23 protein-coding genes and 1 other RNA gene are annotated in these 24,749 nt (G+C 42.7%); 16 read left to right on the top strand and 8 right to left on the bottom strand.

Features of this window, described 5'->3' with window-relative positions; all coding sequences use genetic code 11:
* Position 1 precedes the first annotated feature (1 nt).
* The 3 genes from rsmI to NDQ71_RS09655 all read left to right on the top strand — a co-directional run bounded on the left by rsmI (position 2) and on the right by NDQ71_RS09655 (position 2,006).
* Entirely contained in the window at positions 2 to 859 is an 858-nt protein-coding gene (gene rsmI / locus NDQ71_RS09665) for a 16S rRNA (cytidine(1402)-2'-O)-methyltransferase (RefSeq protein ID WP_064667846.1), read from the top strand.
* A gap of 43 nt (positions 860 to 902) precedes the next feature.
* An RNA gene (rnpB, locus tag NDQ71_RS09660) (RNase P RNA component class A) lies at positions 903 to 1,281 on the top strand.
* Positions 1,282 to 1,463: 182 nt separating this feature from the next.
* Complete coding sequence (locus tag NDQ71_RS09655) at positions 1,464 to 2,006, top strand: hypothetical protein (RefSeq protein ID WP_064667847.1); 543 nt, start codon at positions 1,464 to 1,466, stop codon at positions 2,004 to 2,006.
* Positions 2,007 to 2,021: 15 nt separating this feature from the next.
* Here the strand turns inward: NDQ71_RS09655 and NDQ71_RS09650 are convergent, their stop codons facing one another.
* Positions 2,022 to 3,077, bottom strand: a complete 1,056-nt coding sequence (locus NDQ71_RS09650) for a histidine kinase (RefSeq protein ID WP_301561525.1) — start codon at positions 3,075 to 3,077, stop codon at positions 2,022 to 2,024.
* Between the two features lie 85 nt (positions 3,078 to 3,162).
* On the opposite strand from NDQ71_RS09650, the gene NDQ71_RS09645 reads away from it, so the two are divergent.
* Positions 3,163 to 4,299: an ISAs1 family transposase gene (locus NDQ71_RS09645; RefSeq protein ID WP_024602346.1), complete on the top strand. Its 1,137-nt coding sequence runs from the start codon at positions 3,163 to 3,165 to the stop codon at positions 4,297 to 4,299.
* On the opposite strand, the gene NDQ71_RS09640 is transcribed toward NDQ71_RS09645, so the two are convergent.
* The 7 genes from NDQ71_RS09640 to NDQ71_RS09610 all read right to left on the bottom strand — a co-directional run bounded on the left by NDQ71_RS09640 (position 4,286) and on the right by NDQ71_RS09610 (position 10,748).
* A complete protein-coding gene (locus NDQ71_RS09640) occupies positions 4,286 to 4,825 on the bottom strand; it encodes a hypothetical protein (RefSeq protein ID WP_301561524.1) in 540 nt (179 codons plus the stop codon). The genes NDQ71_RS09645 and NDQ71_RS09640 overlap by 14 nt on opposite strands.
* Positions 4,812 to 5,441 carry a response regulator transcription factor gene (locus tag NDQ71_RS09635; protein WP_064667849.1) on the bottom strand — a complete coding sequence of 210 codons (630 nt, stop codon included), beginning with the start codon at positions 5,439 to 5,441 and terminating at the stop codon, positions 4,812 to 4,814. Before NDQ71_RS09635 ends, NDQ71_RS09640 begins: the two co-directional genes overlap by 14 nt.
* Before the next feature lie 154 nt (positions 5,442 to 5,595).
* Complete coding sequence (locus NDQ71_RS09630) at positions 5,596 to 6,264, bottom strand: YoaK family protein (RefSeq protein ID WP_192541152.1); 669 nt, start codon at positions 6,262 to 6,264, stop codon at positions 5,596 to 5,598.
* A gap of 105 nt (positions 6,265 to 6,369) precedes the next feature.
* Positions 6,370 to 9,378 carry an EAL domain-containing protein gene (locus tag NDQ71_RS09625; protein ID WP_225736522.1) on the bottom strand — a complete coding sequence of 1,003 codons (3,009 nt, stop codon included), beginning with the start codon at positions 9,376 to 9,378 and terminating at the stop codon, positions 6,370 to 6,372.
* A 308-nt stretch (positions 9,379 to 9,686) separates the two neighbouring features.
* Positions 9,687 to 9,944 carry a hypothetical protein gene (locus NDQ71_RS09620; protein ID WP_064667852.1) on the bottom strand — a complete coding sequence of 86 codons (258 nt, stop codon included), beginning with the start codon at positions 9,942 to 9,944 and terminating at the stop codon, positions 9,687 to 9,689.
* A 3-nt stretch (positions 9,945 to 9,947) separates the two neighbouring features.
* Complete coding sequence (locus tag NDQ71_RS09615) at positions 9,948 to 10,400, bottom strand: hypothetical protein (RefSeq protein ID WP_192541150.1); 453 nt, start codon at positions 10,398 to 10,400, stop codon at positions 9,948 to 9,950.
* Positions 10,401 to 10,406: 6 nt separating this feature from the next.
* Complete coding sequence (locus NDQ71_RS09610; protein ID WP_192541149.1) at positions 10,407 to 10,748, bottom strand: DUF883 domain-containing protein; 342 nt, start codon at positions 10,746 to 10,748, stop codon at positions 10,407 to 10,409.
* Positions 10,749 to 11,255: 507 nt separating this feature from the next.
* On the opposite strand from NDQ71_RS09610, the gene mraZ reads away from it, so the two are divergent.
* The 12 genes from mraZ to NDQ71_RS09550 are packed head-to-tail and all read left to right on the top strand — an operon-like array spanning position 11,256 to position 24,748.
* Positions 11,256 to 11,714 carry a division/cell wall cluster transcriptional repressor MraZ gene (mraZ, locus tag NDQ71_RS09605; protein ID WP_145236856.1) on the top strand — a complete coding sequence of 153 codons (459 nt, stop codon included), beginning with the start codon at positions 11,256 to 11,258 and terminating at the stop codon, positions 11,712 to 11,714.
* A 29-nt stretch (positions 11,715 to 11,743) separates the two neighbouring features.
* Positions 11,744 to 12,682, top strand: a complete 939-nt coding sequence (gene rsmH, locus NDQ71_RS09600) for a 16S rRNA (cytosine(1402)-N(4))-methyltransferase RsmH (protein WP_301561523.1) — start codon at positions 11,744 to 11,746, stop codon at positions 12,680 to 12,682.
* Positions 12,679 to 13,005, top strand: coding sequence for a cell division protein FtsL (ftsL, locus tag NDQ71_RS09595; protein WP_064667857.1), 327 nt, complete (start codon positions 12,679 to 12,681; stop codon positions 13,003 to 13,005). The genes rsmH and ftsL overlap by 4 nt, the downstream gene beginning before the upstream one ends.
* A complete protein-coding gene (locus NDQ71_RS09590; protein ID WP_064667858.1) occupies positions 13,002 to 14,819 on the top strand; it encodes a penicillin-binding transpeptidase domain-containing protein in 1,818 nt (605 codons plus the stop codon). The genes ftsL and NDQ71_RS09590 overlap by 4 nt, the downstream gene beginning before the upstream one ends.
* On the top strand, positions 14,812 to 16,317 hold the full coding sequence (gene murE / locus NDQ71_RS09585; protein WP_301562664.1) for a UDP-N-acetylmuramoyl-L-alanyl-D-glutamate--2,6-diaminopimelate ligase: 1,506 nt from the start codon (positions 14,812 to 14,814) through the stop codon (positions 16,315 to 16,317). The genes NDQ71_RS09590 and murE overlap by 8 nt, the downstream gene beginning before the upstream one ends.
* A complete protein-coding gene (gene murF / locus NDQ71_RS09580; protein WP_301561522.1) occupies positions 16,314 to 17,702 on the top strand; it encodes a UDP-N-acetylmuramoyl-tripeptide--D-alanyl-D-alanine ligase in 1,389 nt (462 codons plus the stop codon). Before murE ends, murF begins: the two co-directional genes overlap by 4 nt.
* Entirely contained in the window at positions 17,696 to 18,778 is a 1,083-nt protein-coding gene (mraY, locus tag NDQ71_RS09575; protein ID WP_192541147.1) for a phospho-N-acetylmuramoyl-pentapeptide-transferase, read from the top strand. The genes murF and mraY overlap by 7 nt, the downstream gene beginning before the upstream one ends.
* The gene (gene murD, locus NDQ71_RS09570) at positions 18,779 to 20,104 is read left to right on the top strand and encodes a UDP-N-acetylmuramoyl-L-alanine--D-glutamate ligase (RefSeq protein WP_301561521.1); all 1,326 of its coding nucleotides are present in this window, start codon (positions 18,779 to 18,781) and stop codon (positions 20,102 to 20,104) included.
* Positions 20,101 to 21,276, top strand: a complete 1,176-nt coding sequence (gene ftsW, locus NDQ71_RS09565; RefSeq protein ID WP_283710027.1) for a cell division protein FtsW — start codon at positions 20,101 to 20,103, stop codon at positions 21,274 to 21,276. Before murD ends, ftsW begins: the two co-directional genes overlap by 4 nt.
* Positions 21,273 to 22,382: an undecaprenyldiphospho-muramoylpentapeptide beta-N-acetylglucosaminyltransferase gene (murG, locus tag NDQ71_RS09560; RefSeq protein WP_192541144.1), complete on the top strand. Its 1,110-nt coding sequence runs from the start codon at positions 21,273 to 21,275 to the stop codon at positions 22,380 to 22,382. The genes ftsW and murG overlap by 4 nt, the downstream gene beginning before the upstream one ends.
* Positions 22,383 to 23,831, top strand: coding sequence for a UDP-N-acetylmuramate--L-alanine ligase (gene murC / locus NDQ71_RS09555; protein ID WP_192541143.1), 1,449 nt, complete (start codon positions 22,383 to 22,385; stop codon positions 23,829 to 23,831).
* Positions 23,828 to 24,748, top strand: a complete 921-nt coding sequence (locus tag NDQ71_RS09550) for a D-alanine--D-alanine ligase (RefSeq protein WP_064667865.1) — start codon at positions 23,828 to 23,830, stop codon at positions 24,746 to 24,748. The genes murC and NDQ71_RS09550 overlap by 4 nt, the downstream gene beginning before the upstream one ends.
* Position 24,749: the final 1 nt, after the last annotated feature.

Raw genomic sequence — 24,749 nt, 5'->3', positions numbered from 1 at the left:
AATGTTAAATGAGGAGAATTCACAGAAAATCGGCACTCTTTACATTGTAGCCACCCCAATCGGCAATTTTGACGATTTAAGTCAGCGTGCAATCGCGACATTATCGCAAGTTGACTTAATCGCTGCTGAAGACACCCGCCACACAGGTAAGTTGCTCAGTCACTTTGGTATTAAGGCAAAAACCTTTGCTTTGCACGACCATAATGAAAAGCAAAAAGCGCAACAAATAATTGATCAACTTAATCAAGGTTTAAATATAGCACTGGTTTCCGATGCCGGCACACCGCTTATTAGTGATCCAGGTTATGCGGTTGTAAACTTGTGCCGAGAGCAAGGCGCCCATGTTACACCTATCCCTGGTGCATGCGCGGCAATTACCGCGGTATGTTGTTCTGGTTTGCCAACGGATCGCTTTCAGTTTATTGGTTTTACCCCAGCAAAAAGTAAAGCTCGGCAAGACTTTTTTATCGAAGCGGTTAACTCCAACATCACCAGCATTATGTACGAAAGTACTCATCGCATTATGGCAAGCCTTGATGACTTGGAGATTGCCCTTGGTAGTGAGCAACAGGTAGTATTTGCCAAAGAGCTAACCAAAACCTTTGAAACATTTTTTAATGGTACAGTGAGTGAACTCAAACAGTTTTTAACCGACGACCCAACCAAGCAGCGCGGCGAAATTGTCCTAATGTTGCCAGGTAGTCCAAAGCAGGTTGATGATATTCCGCCAGAAGCACGTAAAATGTTGGCGCTACTTGAGAATGAAATGCCAATGAAAAAAGCCTGTGGCATTGTAGCCGAGTACTTTGGTATGAAGAAAAATGCCCTTTATAAAACAATTATTGACGAAAAAGGCTAAATCTTTACTGCACATACAATCCAGCTCAGGTATACTGCGCGCCGAGTCAGCCAAGATGATCGCTGCCTGCAACGAAAATGCGCAGGGGGAGGAAAGTCCGGGCTCCATAGGGCAGGGTGCCAGCTAACGGCTGGGGGGCGTGAGCCTACGACAAGTGCAGCAGAGAGGAGACCGCCAATCTTCGGATTGGTAAGGGTGAAAGGGTGCGGTAAGAGCGCACCGGGCCACTAGCAATAGTTGGTTGCAAGGTAAACTCCACCCGGAGCAAGACCAAATAGGGTTCTATCATTTTAAATAATGAACGCGTGGCCCACGTGAGAACCGGGTAGGTTGCTTGAGCCATAGAGCGATTTATGGCCTAGACGAATGATTATCACTTTCTTCGGAAAGGACAGAACCCGGCTTATACGGCTGACTCACTCATTCAACAAAAAAGCCCGCAGTTAACGCTGCGGGCTTTTTTGTGCTTGAAATATACGCTCTAAATCCAAACTAGGCACAAATGCTATAAGCCATTTTCTTAGTCGTAATAAGAAAAACGATGATATTAACCTCTTTCATTAGCGCCTAACCTATTGCTTTATTGCTAGTTTAGGGAATTAGGATGAGCGTGATCGAGGGCAGTACAAGGGAGTTTGGCAATACAAGGGTGCTATTACATAGCTTGGGATCATCATGCTATCGCATCGAGTGGTATAGCAAGATGACGGGAGCATCAACCAGCCTGACGCGGATCAAACTAGGAAAATATTTAGTGCTGCGTAAATGGGCATCAGCGCTTAATATACAGGATGTATCGAGTGAGTTTGATCGGCGCAATAGCGCACTCATCCACTTTTTAAATAATGTCGATATTGTGAAGTCTAAAGACGATTTGATACTTGCGGCAAAACAGCACTGCGTTAATCTTTTCACCAATTATGAAGGCTTAAAGCCGATCAATAAAGTCACTTTTCCTAAACCTAGATTGCAAGGGGCTATTGGCAAAAAAGTGGTTATTAAATCAAAAGTAGGTGATAAAGAAATTGCCGAAGGGTTGTTATTGCAGTTAGTTGGCAATCAGGCAGAAGTGCAAGTATCAGCAAGTGAAAATGACATTTCACATGTTCGCAAGAAGTTTTATTCCAAGCAGGTTTACCTTCGCTAGCGTCTATATTTTAGATCAACTGGGGAATGTCACTGTGATAGTGAAGCCCTGCTCATTTGAGAATGCGCATTGACCGCCAAGCGCGGTCGCGCGCTCATCAATGAAAGCGAGACCATAACCGCCAGAATGCGATGCTGTTGTGACAGTATTACCATTATCCTGAATAATTAACGTGATCAGATCCGAGTTGGAATCTAAGCTAATTACCAACTCAGATGCGCAGCTGTGTTTTATGCAGTTGGTGACTGCTTCTTGGCAAATTCGATAGATCGCAATTTGATGCTCTTCACTGAGTTGTTTGTTTAAGCATAAATGCGTTGTATATTGCATCTTTTCCTTATGCATTAAGCTTTTAAATTTCCCTTGTGACAGTGCTTTTGCTAAGCCTAATTCATCTAGTTCACGTGGGCGTAGATAATGCATCAGATGGTAGACTGAATCGTACATTGCATTGGCATTTTGTTTAAGGGCCGTGACAATATCTGTCGCTCGCTGATCCGTCATACTGGCTAAAACGGCAAGTTCGGTTTTAAATGCGGTAAGATTTTGTCCCAATTCATCATGCAGCTCTTGCGACAAATGCTTTCTCTCGCTTTCTTGCACATTCACCATTTTAATCGCCAGTTGTTGGTTTTTTTCTAGTAGCGCTCTCAGTTCTAGGTTTGTCACTGTTAGTATCTTATTTTTTTGTCGCAGCTCTGCGGCGGCTGCGCCAAGTAATAAGCTTGTTGCTGCGTTGGTTAGAATAAATAATTGGCTAATATAGGTATTGGTTGCATCTTGGCTGATGCTTGCTTCTAAAATTATTAGGCCATTAGCTGCTGCCGCGGCAAATATAGCGCCGGTAATGCCAAAGTGATATGAAAACCAAATAATAGGTAGCAAAGACGCTAAGCGTAACAGTGAGTAAATATCGGGGCGTAGTAAATATATTGCTAACACCAACAGGGTAAAAGCGATGACTGCAATAGCCAGTTTCAGCCCACCTTGAAGGTTAAAAGCCCGTTGGTAACGATTTGCGCACAGAATAAGAAAAGGTGCAATAAACAAGCTGCCAGTCAAATCGCCCAATGCACGGCAAGATCATTATAAATTGAACTTATAGAATATGTAGTGATCAGATCAAGGCATAATAATCACCTTGGTCACGTAAAATATGAGCGCTACTTTTCTGAAACACTTTAATTCAATTACCGATCCTCGCATTGAACGCTGTAAAAAGCATGAGCTTATCGATATTCTCCTTTTAGCCATTAGTGCAGTAATCTCCGGTGCACAAGGATGGGAGGATATTGAAGACTTTGGGCATCTAAAACTTGATTGGTTAAAAAGATATGGCGCTTTCAACGCGGGTATTCCAAGACACGACACCATAGCCCGTGTCATTTGTCGGTTAAAATCAGATGAAATAGAGCATGCATTTCAATCTTGGATATCTTCACTTATTGAAACCACGGGTGCTGATATTATTGCTATGGATGGAAAAACTGCACGTCGTTCATTTACAACCAAAGATAGAAAAAGTGCTTTACATACCGTCAGTGCATGGAGCTGCCAACACCAGTTAGTTTTAGGGCAAACAGCCGTTGATAGCAAAACAAATGAAATCACAGCCATACCTGAGTTACTCACCATGCTAGATATTGAAAATAGCATCATTACACTTGATGCTATGGGCTGCCAGCAAGAAATAGCGAAACAAATAATTAAACAAAAAGCTGATTATATCCTAGCGCTCAAAGGTAACCATTCAGGTATGCAGAGTGAATTAGAAGCTTGGTGGCACAAGAGTGAGCGCGAAGGATTGACCAATAGCAACTATGATAAACATACCGAAATAAGCTCAGGGCATGGGCGCATTGAAACAAGGGTTTGTCAGCAATTGCTTATTGATAAAAGCTGGTTAGATAAAATCTACCAATGGTCTGGCTTAAAGAGTGTTATTCAAGTAACCGCTGAGGTTCACGATAAATCATCAGGTACAGACACGATAGAAACGCGTTGGTATATTAGTTCGTTAGCGTTAGGTGCGGAGCAAGCACTTAATGCGGTACGAAGCCACTGGCAGGTTGAAAGTATGCATTGGATGTTGGATATGAACTTTAGGGAAGATGAATCAAGAATCCGTAAGAAGCAAGGACCCCTTGTTTTTAACGTAATGAGAAAAATAGCCATGGCGTTATTTAAACAAGATACAACTAAAACAGCCAGTATGGCGAGAAAAAAGAAAATGGCAGGGCTAGACGATGATTATCGCTCAACCCTGTTAGAATCTGGGATTAAAATGCGCTAGCCGTGTCGCCCAATGTCATATTTAGCTGATATTGCAGTAATTGCTTGCCCTCTAACCAGGTTGTGAACTCGAAAGAGCTGGCAAATAAAAACCACTTTGATGCGGTTGCTACACTGGCTAATAAAATCAGTGATAGCATGCCTTTGCTGTCTTTTATAGTAGGAGGCCAACGACTATGCTTAAAAGCGAAAATGATGGCGAAATAAATCGCTTCTTGCCACACACCATGGAATAAATTTAAATGCCATTGCTGAGTATAAAAAGAACCTAAGTACGCTGCATAGAGTCGCGATGCAAACCATATCACTGGCCAATAGCGTGTTGGGAAAATAATCACAAAAGCCAGCTTAATACCTGCTGGGAGGAATATAGCGCTACTTTGCGGGACTGTTTCTAGATGGTTACTAACCCATGAAGCAGCAGCTAATGCGATTAAATAAGCAATGCAAACAGTGAGCTGTTTAGTCGTCACTCGCAATATGTTTGCAGCGGGAGGTGTGAAAGTGATCACCCTAGACCAACTCATTAAGTTGGATAACCCCAATATCAATGGCAACTTTTAATAGTTCAAATGATGTTGTTGCGTTTAGTTTATTACAGATATTTGTTTTATGTACGTGAGCGGTTTTTGGCATCATACCAAGCTGTTGAGCAACCTGCTTGGCATTTAAACCCTTTGCAAAAAGCGGTAGAGCCTCGATTTCTCGATTCGTTAACAGGTCTTTTTTATTCGAAACACAGCTGTAGCTGAAGTTAACATCTTCACTGATATAGCGATGGCCGCGCATTACCGTTTTTACTGCATCGATCATCGCGTCTGAAGCAGAACGTTTCGATACATAGCCGAGCGCGCCAAGTTGTATCGCATTACTGACGTACGGTTCATGGTCATGCATGGACGCAACGATGGTTTTTATTGCTGGGTAATGTTCATTTAAGTAGGAGAGAAAAGTTAGACCGGTATCACCTTCGTGCATTGAAATATCAACAATAAAAACATCTGGCTGGTCAATATTTACGGCTAATTTTGCTTCGTTCACTGAACAAGCTTCTATTGTTACTTGCCAGTTTAACTCAAGCTCAAGTAGCTTTTTAAAACTATCTCGAACTAACTGATGATCTTCTATGATGCCAATCTGCATGGGGTCCCTCCATTTTTGGCAATTATACCTCTAAATCAAATTATTATGTCTAAGAATTATTCTTAGTGAAATTACCTAGCGATTCTTAACATGAAGGTTAATAAAGGTTTGTAGCAACTATATATTTCAAAAGTCGTGTTAACCGCGCAAAGGGCTAAACCTTTTTACTATTGATAGCTTTAAACACTGAGTAGCTAACAGCCAATACTAGGCAGATGGTTGCGGGGATAAAGAGGGCATTAAAGTTATAAAACTGGAATGCATAAGCACCTAACGTGCCACCGCAAATGAACCCTGAGATGATCAGTAAAAATAACAGTGCTTTGCGTTTATCAAAGGGTTCGCCTCTTAATTTAGCGCCGAGCATGAGGCCTAGATCGGTAAAAATACCGGTAACGTGAGTGGTGCGAATAACTGCGCCGCTGTAAGTGGTGGCTAATGCGTTTTGCAAGCCGCAGGCTGCGGATGCTAAATAGTGGCCGTTTACAGAGTCGTTTGATAAAAAATACACTGAGCTTGCTAACAGTATGGCTTCAAGCAGCAGTAAGTTACTGTAATTATGGCCAAGTTTGAGTGCACCACTTTGTAAAAAGGCGCCGGAGATCGCCGCACCGGCTAAAAAGCTCAGTAGGATAAGTGCTAAGTGTAATGCATCAGTAACAGGTGAAGTAACAAGGTTTGTGCCAAGGAGTGTTGCTGTGCCTGATAGATGTGACATTGATTGATGTTTGAAGCCTAGTAACCCTATCGAATTAACAAGTCCAGCGACAAGCGCAAGTAAAAACGATCCATATTCTACCCAACGAGGCAATTTTGAAATCACGGCTAACAGTTAATTTAATAAAATCTGTTTGCTAACCTATCAGTTCGTTATTTATTAAACAATAGCTAGCAAGTTTTCAGTGCATAGTTTGTGCTGGATCTGTATTTAGCTCGTTGTTGTGGATTGATTGCTTACCAGTGCTAAAAATTCCTGTTCGGGTAATGGCTTTGAAAACAAATAGCCTTGGCCATAATCACAGCCTAAGCCGAGTAGTAATTGTTGTTGCTCTGGTGTTTCAATGCCTTCGGCAATCACTTTTAAACCAAACTGGTGGGCCATAGTGATAATGGCTTTGCATAACGCCAGATCTTGATTGCCCGCTTGAATGTTATCAACAAAACATTTATCAATTTTTAAATAATCTGCATCCATTTGTTGCAAGTAGGCAAGCGATGAATAGCCGGTGCCAAAATCATCCAGTGCTAGTTCCATCCCCGATTTGACCAGCGCTTTCAGGCGTTGTTGAGTTAGCTGCTCAGGTGCGATCATTAATCCTTCGGTGATCTCGGCAACAATCGCGCTCGGTGGTAAGTTAGCGTCTTTTAGTAGCGCTGGCCACAGATCAATACCACTATCAAGGCAACTAAATTGCACCGGCGAGACGTTGATACTAAGTTGAAAATCGGCATCAACTTGTGCTCGTAAAATCGTTAGTGTTTGTAATGCGCGAGTAAATACAAACTGCCCTAATGGATTGATATATCGGGACTCTTCGGCTAAAGGTATAAACTCTGCGGGGCTAATTACGCCGCGAGTCGGGTGTTGCCAGCGGATCAGAGCTTCCGCTTTATGTATATGCCCAGAATCAAGGTTTACAATCGGTTGGTAGTAAAGATCAAATTGTTGCTGTTCGATACCGCTGCGCATACTTTTAAGTAAATCCATACGTGCTTGTGCTTGCTCACGTAAGTTGTGATTAAAAAACTTAAAACAGTTGCGGCCACTTTGCTTGGCTTTATACATGGCTTGATCGGCGGCTTTTAATAACAGCTCTGAACTATCACCATCGATTGGTCCAATAGCGATGCCGATGCTGGTGGCAATATGCAGTTCTTCACCCTCGAGTATAAATGCTTTTGTCATGGCATTGAGGATATCGTTGGCTACTTTTTTGATGTGTTCCTCAGTGACTAGCTTGGCATGCACAATAACAAATTCGTCGCCACCAATACGGGCAATAAACTCAATATCAACAATTTCTTGCTGCAAGCGAATGGCGATTAATTTGAGTAATTCGTCGCCATAAAAATGGCCTAAGGTGTCATTTATATCTTTAAAATGATCAATATCAAGAAGCATGATCACTAGTGGCTCATCAGGATTTAATGGGTTATTTAAGTGCTGATTTAAGCGTTTTTTAAGCTCAATTCGATTGGGTAAATTGGTTAAATGATCAAAGTGAGTTTGATGCCAAATTAATTCATCCGCAGCTTTTTTCTCGGTGATATCAGTAAAAATAGCGACTCTGCGCTGTGCTTCATGCTGTTCGTTGTAAACAGTATCGATAGTAAGCCATTCTGTGAATAACTCGCCATCTTTACGACGGTTAATTATTTCACCTTGCCAACGGCCTGTTTTTTGTAATTGCAGCCACATTGCGTGATAAAACGCTTTACTGTGTTTGCCTGAAGCTAAGATAGCAGTGGTATTGCCCAAAATTTCATCTTTACTGTATTGGGTGACTTCACAAAAAGCGGGATTTACGTCGAGTATGAGGCCATCAGGATCGGTAATGGCCATGCCTTCACTACTGTTTGAATAAACTAGGGAAGCTAAGTTGGAGGCTTTTTCAGCGTGTTTTCGATGGCTAATATCTTGCACAACAATCGTGTATTCATTGCTATTAGATTGAGCGCTGATACGCATTTCAAATATTTGTTCGGTTGGGCTGTTTGGTACTGATAACTCAAATTGAGAGGTGCCGTTTTTAGTTGGCAAGCGACTCAATAGGAATCGGCTTCTTTCTTCGTCAAATAGTTCTCTTAGGTGTAATTTAGAGCGACTAAAACTTGGTGGGTTTAACAGCGAGATATTGCCGCCTAAGTTCAGTACGTCACCGTGGACATTGATGCGAATATAGCTATCAGGCAGGGCATTTAATAAGCTACTTAATTCATCATGTTGGCGTTTTACATTGGCTTCGGCTGCAAGGCGAGTTTTTGCCATTTCTTTAAAGTGTGAGTATAGCGTGCTGAGCTCTGAGCTATTAAGTGGAAACTGCTTTGGCAGTTTACCTGTTGCGAGCTCCCCGATTGCGTGTGTCAGGCGGGCTATTGGCTTAAATACATCACGTTTTAAACTTATATAGGCAAAAATACACAAGACAATAATCATACCAATAAAGGCAATTAAGGTGTTCACAAATAATTGGTTTGCAGCCTTGATAGCGTCATTAAATGGCATGGCAACATAAACGTTTAAAGTATTTTCGGTGGCATCTTGATACATGGTCTTACTATGCAAAACATGATTAATACCTTGCAAATCAATAGTGTTACTCAAGATTGGTAAGTTAGAGTTAAAGCCATAGGTATTAATTTTTTTACCAAAGCGCAATGGATCGTTTGGGTAGTTAGCGATAATACGATCATTATCATCGGTTATAACTGCCAACGCATCCGATGGTAAATGAAAATTAGCTAGCTCTTGGCTCCACCAGTCTAAATTTATCACAGTAACAACCGCACCATATACTTGCTGGTGCTGATCAATTAAGGGGTAAGCGAAGTTTACCGAAGGAGTGTTCATGCTGCGATCGTTTTGGAAAAAGCCAATGGCAAAACTTTTTGTTGCTATAGCATTTTGAAAATACTCGCGGTCCGCAATGTTGATATTTGCACGGCCTTTAATAATACAGGTGGCATTACCTTGCAAATTAACAATGCCAATATTGGCTATTTCAGGGTTTAATTTTTGTATTTTTAACAAGTAATCAGGGCAGCCTTGGTTACTGCGGGTAATGTCTTCGTTTATTAGCTGCGCTAATTGCACAGTGAAGTTTTCAATTTCTTTTAACAGCGCGGTTTGTTGTTCAGCAAGCTGTTTGGCGATCGTTAAAGCCTGCTGCCGGCTTTCTTGCAGCGCAGTTTCTTTTGCATGCCAGAGGCTAAACAATATTACGATAAGTCCAGGCAAGCTTAATAAAATAAACAGCCGGTATAATCGATGTTTTAACGATAGAGTAAAAATAATTGCATCTTTTTAGTATGTTCTTAGCCCAAAATTGTAGCCAAAAAATGTTAAATTAACCATATTTAATATACAAAATAGGTAATGAAAAGTTTGTTTAGCTTTAAAGGACTGAATATCTTTTCTAAGGTGATACTAAAGCTGCAATAATATTCATTGGCGAGCTAGTCACAGTAAGTGCTTTACGAGCGATAAAGTAGATTTGCTTACTATAAAACCAATACAATAAAAATTTATAGTAAGCGGAGTAACCAACTAAACTGGCTAAGCTGAGAGAGTTTATTGCTTTTGCCACTGTTACCGTTTAATGCTTGATAACCAGCGCCTGCGGTAAATGCACTGGCAATACCAACTTTGGTTACCGCAAAGCGCTTTAGTCGGTAATTTAAAGCTTGATGGTGTTGTTGCTTTAAACTTTGTATGGTGTTCATTTTTTGAGTTAAATGAGCCACTTTCCGGTTTGGTTTGAGAATAAAATAATCAATCAGCATTTATCACTCCTTGGTAATATTGAGCAACTGCTTAATACTATGGCTGGTTTTATCGAAGCCAATTTTACTGCTGATGTAGCCAATGTTTTTCCACAGCCAGAATAAACAGATCAACTGCAAGCTAATTAAACATAAGGCACTGAGCCATATTGATTGACTAAAAGCAAAAATAGCTAAGCCAAGCGTAGCTAACAAGCCTGCCCATAACAGTACCAAGCCGCCAGCAAAGCTTACTAACAAAATTATTGTCAGTGCTAACGAGCGGGTTGATAGCCGCCATTCAGCACTGGCTAATTCTTTGCAAATACCGGCTTGTTGGCGATAGTCCTGATAAAGTTGTTCACCATATTGAGTTAGTTTAGCGAGGTGATCTTGCCACTGATCTGCACTTTGCAGTGCAGGATCAGCGACCTGATCCTGATGTTGTTTATCTTTAAGATCAGTCTCTTGTTGCATAACTACCTACTTGCGACGTAGTAGTGCAGTAACTAGCATACCTGCAGCAAAGGCAATACCTGCTGTTGCAAGCGGGTTTTCTGATGCTAATTGACGTGTTTTACCACTGTATTCGGTCAATTTTTCACGGGCTATTTTTTGCTTTTCAGACAGTGTTTCAGCTGAGCTGGCAGCACCATGACGAATACCTTGCTCTGCTGTTGCTGCTCTCGAAGAAAGCGCATCAACAGCCTGATGCGCCGCTGAAGTTGCTTTATCTGTGAAAGGTGCATCAGTATGAGATGCAAGATCATCCACCTTTTTGTTAGCTGTAGCAGCTGAATTAGTACTTGTTGTTGAAGTAGCCATAATAATCATTCCTTAAATATTAAAATTAAATAGTGTAGTACTTGTTGCATCCTTCGTACCAGTTATGCCATTTAATTATTTTCAATTATAAATCAGCGGCTTATCTTTTTGTCTGAAGATTTTACGCTTAAATTAACAGCATTTTCAGTAACAATTGCAAAGCAACCACGTAAATTTTACAAGGCCTAATGAGTAGGGATTAAGTGCTGTTTATTTTGTAACTATTCATTGATTATTCATTAATCACTTTACGGCATTTATTTGTTTTTATCTGAGAATAAAATATTTTTTTTCAAGTTATCCACTTTTTCCCACGTAATTCAGTAGCTTTGCGTGAGGCCTTATTTTTTCTGGCTTTCACAGTTAATAATAGGATTTTACCGACTTGACAAAACCGCTTGTCAAGCCCTAAACTGGAGCACTGTGGTAAAAAGTGGTTTTTAGTGGATCAAATTGGATCAAATTAATCAAAATGGATTAATTTTCAACTTTTAGAATAGGCTTTTTATGTTCCGTGGTGCGAGTTCGCTCAGTTTGGATGACAAAGGACGGTTTGCGGTACCTACTAAGTACCGAGATTCTTTGTTGTCTGAAGATCAGGGCACGGTGATCTGTACCGTTGCACTGAACGAGCCTTGTTTGTGGTTGTACCCACTCGCACAATGGCAAGACATAGAAGATCGCCTTGCTAAAATTTCCAATATGAATCCACGCGCTCGACGCATGCAAAGGATGTTGTTAGGTAACGCAACTGAATACCAATTAGATAAAAATGGCCGAATTTTGCTGGCACCGTCACTACGGAGTCATGCAGATTTAGGCAAAAAAATCATGTTGGTTGGTTTGATGAATAAATTTGAGATCTGGGATGAAGAGCGTTGGCATGAGCAAATGCGCCAAGACACCGAAATAGAACGACTCGGTGAGTTTGAATCAACCCCTGACTTAGATAATTTTTCACTCTGATCACACAATAAAAAGGCAAATAATAGCTAATGACAGCTCAATTTGAACATATTTCCGTACTAATGGACGAAACCATCGATGCGCTAGCAATTAAGTCAGACGGCATCTACATGGATGGTACATTTGGCCGTGGCGGACATTCTGGACAAATTTTGGCGCGCCTTGGTGAGCATGGTCGGCTACAAGCGATCGATCAAGATCCACAGGCCATTAAGTCTGCCGAAAAGTTTGCCGATGATAGTCGTTTTGCCATTGCGCATACGCGCTTTTCTAATCTATACGAAGTTGCTGAGCAAAACGATCTATTAGGGAAAGTGGATGGTATTTTGCTAGATATCGGTGTGTCGTCTCCGCAATTAGATGATGCCGAACGCGGTTTTAGCTTTATGAAAGACGGCCCACTTGATATGCGCATGGATCCAACCAGTGGTCGCAGCGCCGCGCAGTGGTTAGCTGAAGCTGAACTTGAAGACATTGTATATGTGATCAAAACCTACGGTGAAGAAAAGTTTGGGCGTCGAATTGCTCACAAGGTATTGGAGGTTCGCGAACATACGCCGATCACAACGACTAAGCAGCTTGCTGATTTAGTTGATGAAGCAGTGCCTGTAAAAGATAAGTTTAAGCATCCTGCTACACGTACTTTCCAAGCGATCCGCATTTATATCAACAGTGAATTGGAAGAGATCCAAACTGCATTACAAGCTGCCTTAGCGGTTTTAAAACCTGGTGGCCGGTTAGTGGTGATTTCGTTTCACTCACTTGAAGATCGCATTGTTAAACAGTTTATTAAAAAGCAGAGTAAGGGAGCGGCATTACCCAGAGGTCTGCCTTTAACTGATGCACAAATAAATCAAAACTTGACGTTAAAAGCAGTGGGTAAAGCTATTAAGCCAAGCCAAGCTGAAATTGACCGTAACCCTCGTTCAAGAAGCTCAGTACTTAGGGTGGCGCAGAGATTGGGATGAAGCCAAAAGCAAATCATCGACAACCCAATTTATTTGTAGAAGTACTCAAAGGCCTAGGAGCAAATAAGCTAACCTCGGCCTTGTTGGTTGTGATATTTGCATCAAGTTTAAGTGTGGTGCAGGTTACCCACTTTGCTCGCCAAGAGCTGATTGAACAAGATCAGTTGCTTCAAGAGCGAGATGAATTGGATTTAGAGTGGCGTTATTTACTCGTTGAAGAAGAATTTTATTCGCAGCATGCGCGCATTGAAGAAATTGCCACCATGCAACTTGAGATGAAACGGCCTACCAGCCAAGATGAACAGGTGATAGTACTGCCATGAGAAGCAGAGGGAAAAAACCAGTCAATAGTTTGATCACATGGCGTTTTATGCTGGTGTGCTCTGTTGTGCTGCTTGTTTTTGTCACTTTGGTGTCGCGTGCCGCGTATTTACAAGTTATCGAGCCTGATAAAGCCCGCTCTGAAAGTAACAAACGTACTGTGCGAGTTGAAAAGCTCCATGTACAGCGTGGGATGATTTTTGACCGCCATGGCAAAGAGCTGGCGGTGAGTGTGCCAGTAGTAAGTGTGTATGCCGATCCTAAAGCATTGCATAAATCATTACGTGGCAAGGTACTTAAGCAGGCGCGTAAAAATGGCGAAGACGATAAGGCGCTAGCTGAAAATACAGCATTGCTCGAGCAGCGCATTAGCGAATATTACAAAAATGACCTACGTTGGCGCGAACTTGCTGACGTACTACGTATCGAGCCGAAAAAAATAAATGGTCGTTTGCGTGATGATGCCAGCCGCCGTTTTGTGTATTTAAAACGTCAAGTAACCCCAGCCGTTGCCAATTACATTGGTGATTTACGTCTACCTGGTATTCATTTATTAGATGAATCAAAACGTTACTATCCTGCTGGGGAAGTCACGGCGCATGTTCTTGGCTTTACCAATATCGACGGTAAAGGGATTGAAGGTATAGAAAAACTATACGAAAGTGCGCTTACCGGTGTGGAAGGGCGCCGTACTATTCGTAAAGATGCACAAGGGCGTGAAGTTGAAGTGCTTGATGAGCGTGAACGCATTGAGCCTGAGAATATTCAACTCAGTATCGACCAACGTATTCAAGCAATCGCTTATAAAGCGGTTAAATCAGCGGTGTTGACTTATAAAGCAACGTCTGGCTCTGCTATGGTTGTGGATGTCAAAACCGGTGAAGTGTTAGCTATGGTTAACAGCCCCTCTTTTAATCCCAATAATTTGAATGACGCAGCGCCACATAAGCGCCGTAACCGCGCAATCACAGATTTGTTCGAACCAGGGTCAACTGTTAAGCCCCTAGCCATTTTAGCTGGCTTAGACTACGGCACAATTCAACCGGGTGATAAAATTGATACTTATCCTGGCTGGATGCGTTTAGGCGGTAGTTTAGTGTCAGATTCACGTAACCACGGCGAAATGACGCTGCGAGAGATTTTAAAATACTCCAGTAATATGGGCGTAACAAAAATTAGTCAAACAGTACCCAAAGACTATTTTGTTGGCTTGTATCAAAAGGTGGGTTTTGGCTCTGATTCTGGCACCGGTATGGTGGGGGAAAGCAGTGGTTTGTTTTATCCCAATCGTCGTTGGTCTGATCACGAAATTGCTGCTTTATCATTTGGCTATAACCTTGCTGTAAGTACTGCTCAAATGGCACGTTTTTACGCCATGCTGGGTGCTGGTGGTGTAAACCGTCCACTTACAATCTTAAAGCAAGACAGCGTTCCTGAAGGTGAACGAATATTTCAACAAAAAGATGTTGAAGCCGTTGTACATATGATGGAAAGCGTATTTGAAGAAGATGGTACAGCGAGACGCGTCAAGGTCGATGGCTATCGCGCTGCAGGAAAAACAGGTACCTCTAAAAAAGCTGCTGTAGGTGGTTATGGTGACGAGTATGTTGGTTATTTTGCAGGTTTAGCACCTGCCAGTAACCCGCGCTTAGCTGTAGTAGTATTAATTAATGAGCCCGGTGGAGATGTTTATTACGGCGGCGCGACGGCAGGACCTGCGTTTGCTGAAATAATTTCGAATTCATTAAGAATTTTAAACGTAGCGCCTGATAAAGACTCGGTTGCCTACGTGAAGGGCATAGATGATGATGCGTGATTTAAAAATAATTTTACAAAAAATAGAAGTAGCAGCTTCAAGCTTGTTAGTTAAACACTTGCGTTTAGATAGTCGCGATGTCACCCCTGGTGACGTGTTTGTGGCGATTAAAGGTCACCAGTTAGATGGCGGACACTTTATCCAGCAAGCCATTAATAACGGTGCGGTTGCTGTCATTGCTGACCGTTTATGTGAGTTTGAGTCTGATTTCGATCCTTTGTATTTAATTACTGACTTGGATAAAAAGCTCCCTGCATTGGCGAGCCACTTTTATCAGCAACCAAGTAAGCATTTAGATGTGATAGGTGTTACTGGCACGAATGGTAAATCAACCACCACTGCCATGATCGCCCACTTAGCAACGTTTTGTGGCACCCCGTCAGCGATTGTTGGCACATTGGGTTATGGGCAGTCAGATAATTTAACCGAACTTCTTAACACCACGCCGTCGTGTGTTGATTTACAACGAATATTAGCGCAATTGGCTGAGCAAAATAATAACTTAGTGGCGATGGAAGTCTCATCTCATGGACTTGTACAACACCGTGTTGCCAATACGCATTTTAAAGCTGCTGTGTTTACTAACTTATCTCGCGATCATTTAGATTACCACGGTGATATGGCAAGTTACGCTGACGCTAAATTAATGCTAATGCGGGATTTTGACGCGCAATTGGTGGTGCTCAATCAAGATGACTACCAAGTTCAGCAATGGTTAGAGCAGTACGATTTTAATAATTTAGTGTGTTATGGCCACAAAGCACTTGTGCCTAAAGGTGCACGGTTTGTTTATTTTACCGATGTTAATTATCATAAAACCGGTATTTCGGCACAGTTAACTACAAGTTGGGGCGATATCGCTATTACTTGTCCGTTATTTGGTGAATTTAATTTATATAATTTAGCCGCTGCAATGGCCACTCTATTGGGTATGGGTTATCCGCTTGATAAGCTAGCAGCCGGTTGTGCCAGCTTGCAACCTGTTGCGGGTCGTATGCAAGCGTTTAGCGCAGCAAATCAACCAACCTGTATTGTTGATTATGCCCACACCCCTGATGCTTTAGCATTGGCACTGCAAGCATTACAACAACATGTGCCAGGCGGCGTAAGTTGTGTATTTGGATGTGGTGGTGACCGTGATAAAGGCAAGCGCCCGATGATGGCTAAAGCGGCTGAGCAATATGCTGATCAGCTAATAGTCACCAGTGATAATCCTCGCAGTGAAGATCCGTGGCAGATCATGAAAGATGTTGCTGCTGGTTTTAGGCAACCTGAGAAAGCCCATTTAGAGGCGGATCGTGCGGCAGCTATTGCCTTTGCTATCGATAATGCCAATGCTCAAGACGTCGTATTAATTGCGGGCAAAGGTCATGAGGATTATCAAATTATTGGGACGCAACGGATTGATTTTTGCGATCGAACGTTTGTTCAGCAGCACTTACAACAAAGAGCAAAGCTAGACCCACAAGAACAACAGCTCAGAGGATCGCAGTTATGATCCCTATGGATTTTGATTGGCTGGCGAATGTGCTAGCAACCGATTATCAAGGTGATAATCGCACCGTGAAAAACATTAACACAGACACTCGCACAGTCTGTGAAGGTGAGGTGTTTTTAGCGCTACAAGGCCCTAATTTTGATGGCCATACGTTTTTACAACAAGCAAAAGACAAAGGCGCGATAGCCGCTATCGTGAGCCATAAAGTTGCTGTTGATATTCCACAGTTTTTAGTAACTGATACGCGCATTGCACTAGGTGAAATCGGCGCTGCGGTAATGGCAACGGTTGCTCCGCAAACTATAGCTATCACCGGCAGTGTGGGTAAAACCACAGTAAAAGAAATGTGTGCTGCTATTTTAGCTGCTCATGGCGATGTACTTGCAACGAATGGCAACTTTAATAACGACATTGGCGTGCCATTGACTTTGTTACGCCTTGAACCACAGCATAAGTACGCAGTTATCGAGCTCGGCGCTAATCATATTGGCGAAATTGCCTATACCGCTGCGATGACCAAGCCTGATGTGGCTGTGGTTTGTAATGTTGCCGCGGCACATATTGAAGGCTTTGGTTCGCTTGAGGGTGTAGCCACCGCTAAAAGTGAAATTTACGATGGCTTAAAAGCCCACGGTACTGCGATTGTAAATTGTGATAGTGAATTTAGTGACGGTTGGCTTACAAAGCTTACAGGGCGCAAAGTTAAATGTTTATCAAGCACTGCACAACTGGATATTTGGGCTGAAGATATCTGCTTAGATGCCCAAGCGCATGCTTCTTTTTTCTTCTGTACTGCGCAGCAACGGGTGCCAGTAACGCTTGCACTGCCTGGTCGCCATAATGTTACCAATGCATTAATTGCGGCGGCACTAACCAGTGAATTTGGCGTGTCGCTTGAGGCGATCGCTAAAGCGCTCGCAAATATGGCTGAAGTTAAAGGCCGAGTAAACATAATTCCTGTTACTGACACCCTAACCGTAATTGACGACACCTATAACGCTAACGTGCAATCAGTTAAGGCGGCAATCGATCTATTACGCGACCTAGCAGGTAAGCGTATTTTGGTGTTAGGTGATATGGGTGAACTTGGCGACGACGCTGCGACTTATCATCAACAAGTTGGTGTATATGCCAAACAACAAGGTATCGATGAGCTGTATAGCTTAGGTGTATTGAGCCAATATGCCAGTGATGAATTTGCTCAACCACAGCGGCATTTTTCGAGCCGTGAGGTGCTATTGCAACAGTTGCAAGCAGCGTTAACTGACTCAGCGCAAAAAACCACTATAGTCGTGAAAGGATCACGCAGTTCTCGCATGGAATTATTAGTACAAGATTTAGTTAACAGCCAGCAAGTTGGCCGCAATGGAGTATCTCAATGTTAGTTTGGCTGGCAGAATATTTAACGCAATATTACAGTGCATTTAATGTGTTTTCGTACCTAACGGTGCGCGCCGTATTTGGTATTTTAACCGCACTATTAATCTCTTTATATTTTGGCCCTAAATTGATCCGCGCGTTGCAAAGAATGCAAATTGGCCAAGTAGTTCGTAATGATGGTCCTGAATCTCATTTATCGAAAAAAGGCACACCAACTATGGGGGGCTTATTAATTTTAGCCTCTATTTTTACCAGCACTTTGTTGTGGGCTGATTTAGCCAATAAATATGTGTGGGCTACTTTATTCGTGATTGGTTCATTGGGGATTGTGGGCTTTGTAGATGACTACCGTAAGGTGATCCGCAAAGATCCAAAGGGACTTATCGCAAAGTGGAAGTATTTTTGGCAATCAGTGATCGCTTTAGTGGTGGCATGTGCATTGTTTTTCAGCGCCAATCACGCCAATGAAACTTCGCTAGTAGTACCATTTTTTAAAGATGTGTTACCGCAATTAGGCTTGTTTTACATAGTCATGACTTACTTTGTGGTTGTGGGTACATCTAATGCGGTTAACTTAACCGATGGGCTTGATGGTTTAGCTATAGTGCCAACTATTTTGGTTGCTGCGGCATTGGCCATTATTGCTTACCTAACGGGTAACGTTAATTTCTCGGCTTATCTACATATTCCACATTTACCATTGGCTAGTGAATTAGTTGTGGTATGTACCGCTATTGTTGGTGCTGGTTTGGGCTTTTTATGGTTTAACACATACCCTGCGCAAGTATTTATGGGCGATGTAGGTTCACTGGCATTAGGTGGTGCTCTGGGAATTATTGCGGTATTGGTACGTCAAGAATTGATACTGATCATTATGGGTGGTGTGTTCGTGATGGAAGCGCTATCAGTGATTTTACAAGTTGGTTCTTATAAGTTGCGTGGCCAACGAATTTTTAGAATGGCGCCGATCCATCACCATTATGAATTAAAAGGTTGGCCAGAGCCGCGTGTGATCGTGCGGTTTTGGATTATTTCTATCGTGCTAGTACTTGCTGGCCTCGTGACATTAAAGATCAGGTAAATGACGTATTTAAACGAGATAAAAAATAAACAAGTGACAGTGCTCGGACTCGGTGTAACCGGTCTGGGCATTGTGCGTTTTTTATTGTCTCAAGGTTTAACACCTAATGTAGTTGATAGCCGCCAATCGCCACCAGGTTGTGATTGGTTGCACCAGCATGCGCCACATTTAAATACTCACTTTGGTGATCTAGCCACTGCAAAGCTTGATAGCGTTGATATGATCATTATCAGCCCTGGTTTAAGTTTGACCCTGCCAGCGGTTGTCTCTGCACTGCAAGCTGGCGTGGAAGTCATTGGTGATATTGAATTATTTGCTCGCTTAACAGACAAACCTGTGGTTGCAGTAACGGGCTCTAACGGTAAATCAACCGTGGTGACGTTAGCTTATCAAGTACTAAAAAGCGCCGGTTATAAAGTCGGCCTTGGTGGCAATATTGGCACTGCGGCATTGGACTTATTAAACGATGATTTTGATGTTTATGTATTAGAGCTATCTAGTTTTCAACTTGATACCACACGTAGCTTAAAACCAATCAGCGCTACGGTATTGAATGTCTCAGAAGATCACTTAGACCGCTATGCAAGTTACCAAGCCTATATAGATTCAAAGCAAACTATATATACAAATACTGCGCTGGCAGTAGTTAATAGTGCTGATGCGGCAACGCATAGCCAAGTCATGCCACAGCTGAGCTTTGGCATAGATAGCGGCGACTATAGTTTAATGTCGCACCAAGGCGAGCAGTACTTTAGTCATCAAAGTACGCCACTGTTACCGGTGAGCAGCTTAGCTGTGGTGGGCCGTCATAATCAACTCAATGCATTGGCTGTTATGGCTTTACTCAGCCCATTTGATATTACTGTTGAGCAATATGCACAGGCGTTTGGGGAATTTACGGGTTTACCTCATCGTTGTCAGTTTGTTGCTGAGCAAGCGGGTGTTAAATACTTTAATGACTCAAAAGCGACTAATGTTGGTGCGACTATTGCGGCGATAGAAAGCTTAGCTGATCAAGCAAAACAACTGCTGGTGATCGCTGGTGGCGATGCTAAGGGCGCAGACCTAGATAGTTTAAAACCGTACTTGCAGCAACAAGTTAAAGCGCTAATTTGTTTTGGTAAAGATGCCAAAGCCTTAGTGGCGTTGACTGACAAAGGCCATTTAACCGATAACATGGATCAAGCGGTTGCACTGGCTAAGCAACTAGCAACGGCGGGTGATATTGTATTGCTTGCTCCCGCTTGTGCCAGCATCGATATGTATAACAATTACATGCAGCGTGGTGATCACTTTAGCCAATGTGTTTTAGCGGAGGCAGTATGATCGCATTTGCTGATATCCGTGACTCTTTAACTCCTAAGCCATCGGCGCAGCTGTACGATGTGCCACTGCTGTATTGTGTGATTATGCTCATTGGTTTGGGGTTTGTGATGGTGACCAGTGCCTCAATGCCGACTGCCGATCGTCTGTTTGATAATCCGTATCACATTATTATCCGCCACAGTATGTTTTTGGCAATGGGTTTTGTGTTGTTTTGGATCACGTGCTGTGTGCCTATGACATGGTGGAAGCGCTCCAACCCTTATTTATTAATGCTTGGCATGGTGCTGTTGATTGTTGTGCTTATTGTAGGCCGTGAAGTTAATGGTGCAAAACGTTGGATCCCAATAGGTCCGATTGGCTTTCAAGTTGCTGAAGCAGCTAAGTTGTTTTTTTTCAGCTATATCGCTGGTTATTTAGTGCGTAAACGCGAAGAAGTACAAGAGAACATAAAAGGCTTTGCCAAACCAATTGCGGTATTTGCAGTGTACGCGGCATTAATTTTATTGCAGCCCGACTTAGGGACTGTCGTCGTGATGTTTGTCACCACGGTAGGGTTATTATTTTTAGCTGGTGCTAAGTTATGGCAGTTTTTTGTATTGATCTTAACGGGTATTGGCTTGGTCGTTTTACTGATCATTATTGAGCCGTATCGTATGGCGCGAGTGGTGGGATTTTTAGAACCTTGGGATGACCCATTTGGTAAAGGCTATCAGTTAGTGCAATCGTTAATGGCTTACAGCCAAGGTGGCTGGTTTGGTCAAGGCTTAGGTAACAGCGTACAAAAATTACAATATTTACCAGAAGCCCATAATGACTTTATTTTTGCTGTTATCGGTGAAGAGCTCGGCTTTATCGGCATCGTGAGCATCTTGATGGTCTTTGGCACCTTTGTATTTAGAGCCTTATTAATTGGCCAACAAGCCTTAAAGTGCGGTAAAGAATATGAAGGCTATTTTGCATTTGCGATTGGTATCTGGTTTGCGTTTCAAACCATGGTGAATGTGGGCGCAAGTGCCGGTATTTTACCAACCAAAGGCCTAACCTTACCGTTTGTGTCTTATGGTGGCTCTAGCTTACTTATCATGACCATAGCGGCAGCTATTTTATTACGAGTGGATTTTGAAACTAAAATGGCCACTAAACAAGCAACATCTCGCGGAGGTAAGCGATGAGCAAAAAATTAGTCGTTGTTGCTGGTGGCACGGGTGGGCATATCTTTCCTGGTATTGCAGTGGCAGATCACTTAAAGCAACAAGGTTGGCAGGTTAGCTGGATTGGCACGGCCGACCGTATGGAAGCGCAAGTGGTGCCAAAGCATGGCATTGATATTGATTTTATTAATGTTAAAGGCGTGCGAGGCAATGGCCTTGCGCGGTTAGTAAAAGCACCATTTATGGTTATAAACGCAATTTTACAAGCGCGCAAAGTATTGAAAAAACAACGTCCTGATGTTGTCCTTGCAATGGGCGGTTATGTAACAGGGCCAACCGGTATGGCTGCAAAAAGCTTAGGAATTCCATTGGTGATCCATGAGCAAAATGCGGTAGCAGGTATGAGTAATAAATACCTCGCTAAGGTTGCTAATAAGGTATTGGCAGCATTTCCGCAAGCATTTGCAGCAGGTCGCAGCGACGTTGTCGGTAATCCAGTACGTGCTAGTGTGGCGAGCGTGACAACCCGCGTGGCAACCTCGCCTGTAAACATATTAGTTGTTGGTGGCTCGTTGGGCGCACAAGTACTAAATCAAACATTGCCTGCGGCGTTTAAGCAGCTAAATGATGATTTTCAACTTAATGTTTGGCATCAAACAGGTAAAGGACAGCTTGGCTCAGTAACACTTGCATACCAGCAACAAGGTTTTAGTGTTGAGCAAGCGAAAGTGGCAGAGTTTATTGATGATATGGATACCGCATACGGCTGGGCTGATATTGTAGTTTGCCGCGCTGGTGCTTTAACTGTCAGCGAAATTGCCGCAGCTGGCAAAATGGCGGTGTTTGTGCCGTTTCCTCATGCGGTGGACGATCATCAAACCGCCAATGCAAAATTTTTAGTCGATGGCAAAGCAGCATTATTAATGCCGCAGGGGCAGTTTAACGAGCAGAGCATTGTTGAACTATTACGCCCATATTTAGCCAAACCAGAATTAATTAGTGAACTTGCTAGTAATGCAAAACAGCTAGCAACACCTGAGGCTACCGCTAATGTCGCATGGCATTGTATGGATGCGGCCGGTGTTGCTCAACCTGCACAGCAAGTGACAGAAAAAAGAGATTATTAAGTGAAAGAAACGTCTACAGAGAAAAGTACTCGTCCGGCAATGCGCCGAATCAACACTATCCATTTTATTGGCATCGGTGGCGCAGGGATGGGTGGAATTGCCGAAGTACTCGCTTTTGAAGGTTACCGCATTACTGGTTCTGATATTGCTCACAGTGCAATGACCGAACGTTTGATCCAAGCTGGTGCTGAAGTGTTTATTGGTCATCATCAAAGTAATGTAAAAGATGCCAGCGTGGTGGTGGTTTCGAGTGCGATTGATGAGACCAACCCTGAAATTATTGCAGCAAAAGCTGCGCGTATCCCTGTAGTACGCCGGGCTGAAATGTTGGCTGAGTTAATGCGTTTTCGCCACGGTATTGCTATTGCAGGCACTCATGGTAAAACGACAACAACCAGTTTAATTGCCAGTATTTATGCACAAGCAGGGCTTGATCCAACCTTTATCATAGGTGGTTTACTTAATAGCGCTGGCAGTAATGCCAAAGTGGGTAAAAGTGATTTTTTAATCGCCGAAGCGGATGAGAGTGATGCGTCATTCTTACATTTACAGCCTATGGTATCGGTGATCACTAATATTGAAGAAGATCACATGGATACCTACGGTGGTAGCTTAGAAAAAATGAAAGACACGTATGTGGACTTTATTCATAACCTACCGTTTTATGGCTTAGCTGTGGTGTGTATTGACTCAGAAGTGGCGGCTGAACTTATTCCACGCTTTGGCCGACCGGTGATCACATACGGTGAAACGGTTGACGCCGATTACCGTATGACTGACTTTAGCCAAACGGCGAATACCAGTCAGTTTAAAGTACGTAACAAGCAAGGTGATGAGTTAACTGTGCATTTAAATATGCCAGGTAAACATAATGCATTAAATGCCACTGCTGCTATTGCTGTGGCAAAAGATCAAAAAATTGCCGACCATGCGATTTTAGAAGCTCTGCAAAAATTCGAAGGTATTGGTCGTCGTTTCCAGCATTATGGCGACTATGAAAACGAGCGTGGCAAAGTGATGTTAGTGGATGATTATGGTCATCACCCTTCAGAGGTTGCAGCAACAATAGCAGCAATTCGCGAGGGCTGGCCTGATAAGCGCTTAGTGATGATTTATCAACCGCATCGTTTTACCCGTACTCGCGATTTATATGAAGACTTTGTAAAGGTACTTGCTGATGTTGATCAACTACTTCTACTGGATGTGTACAGCGCTGGTGAAGAGCCAATAGTGGGTGCTGATAGTAAGAGTCTGTGCCGCAGTTTACGCCAACGCGGTAAAGAGCCATTGCATGTGGCCAGCAGCTCAGAGCTTGCTGGGGTTTTAGCAGATACATTACAAGATAATGATTTAATTATAACGCAAGGCGCTGGTAATATTGGTCAATTAGTAAAAACACTCGCGGCGACATCGCTATCGATTGAGCAACTTAAGCAGGTACAGGTATGACGCAATTAAACACACAATTTGGCAAAGTGGCGGTGTTGCTTGGCGGTAACTCAGCAGAGCGCGAAGTATCATTAAAGTCTGGCCAAGCTGTATTGAACGCATTGCAAAATGCCGGTGTTGATGCCATCGCCTTTGATCCAAAAGAACAGCCATTATGGCAATTAAAAGAACTCGGTATTGAGCGGGTTTTTATTGCTTTGCATGGTCGTGGCGGTGAAGACGGTACCATTCAAGGTGCACTTGAATTTATGGGCTTACCGTACACCGGCAGTAACGTATTAGGTTCAGCATTGGCGATGGATAAAATTCGCTGTAAGCATTTATTTAAATCAGCAGGTTTGAGTACTGCACCGTATGCGGTTGTTGATAATAAATATGGTTTTGATGCAAATACGATTATGAATGAGCTTAAAAAAGTGATGGTTAAACCCTCACATGAAGGCTCAAGTATCGGTATGGCACAAGCTAATAACGCACAAGAGCTAGAAGACGCATTAGCAGCAGCATTTAAATTTGATAGCCAAGTGTTAGTTGAGCAGTGGATAACAGGTCGCGAATTCACCGTGGCAATTTTAGGCGATGATGTACAGCCAGTTATTGAAATGACCACACCGAATGGTTTTTATGATTACCAAGCTAAATATCAATCAAATACCACGCAATACCATTGTCCTGCTGATTTATCAGCAAGTGATACGCAAACGTTACAAACAATGGCATTACAAGCATTTGAATTAGTAGGTGCAAGTGGTTGGGGACGGGTTGATGCTATGCAAGATGCGGGTGGTAACTTTTACTTGTTAGAAGTGAATACCGTACCTGGTATGACTGAAAAATCATTAGTACCAATGGCTGCGAAAGCAAATGGTGCAAGCTTTGAGCAATTAGTTGTTCGCATTTTAGGGCAAACACTTTAAT

Origin of the sequence: Pseudoalteromonas sp. KG3, from assembly GCF_030436385.1 — a bacterium.
Lineage (GTDB): Bacteria > Pseudomonadota > Gammaproteobacteria > Enterobacterales > Alteromonadaceae > Pseudoalteromonas > Pseudoalteromonas prydzensis.
This window is presented reverse-complemented; position numbering and strand designations above follow the sequence as displayed.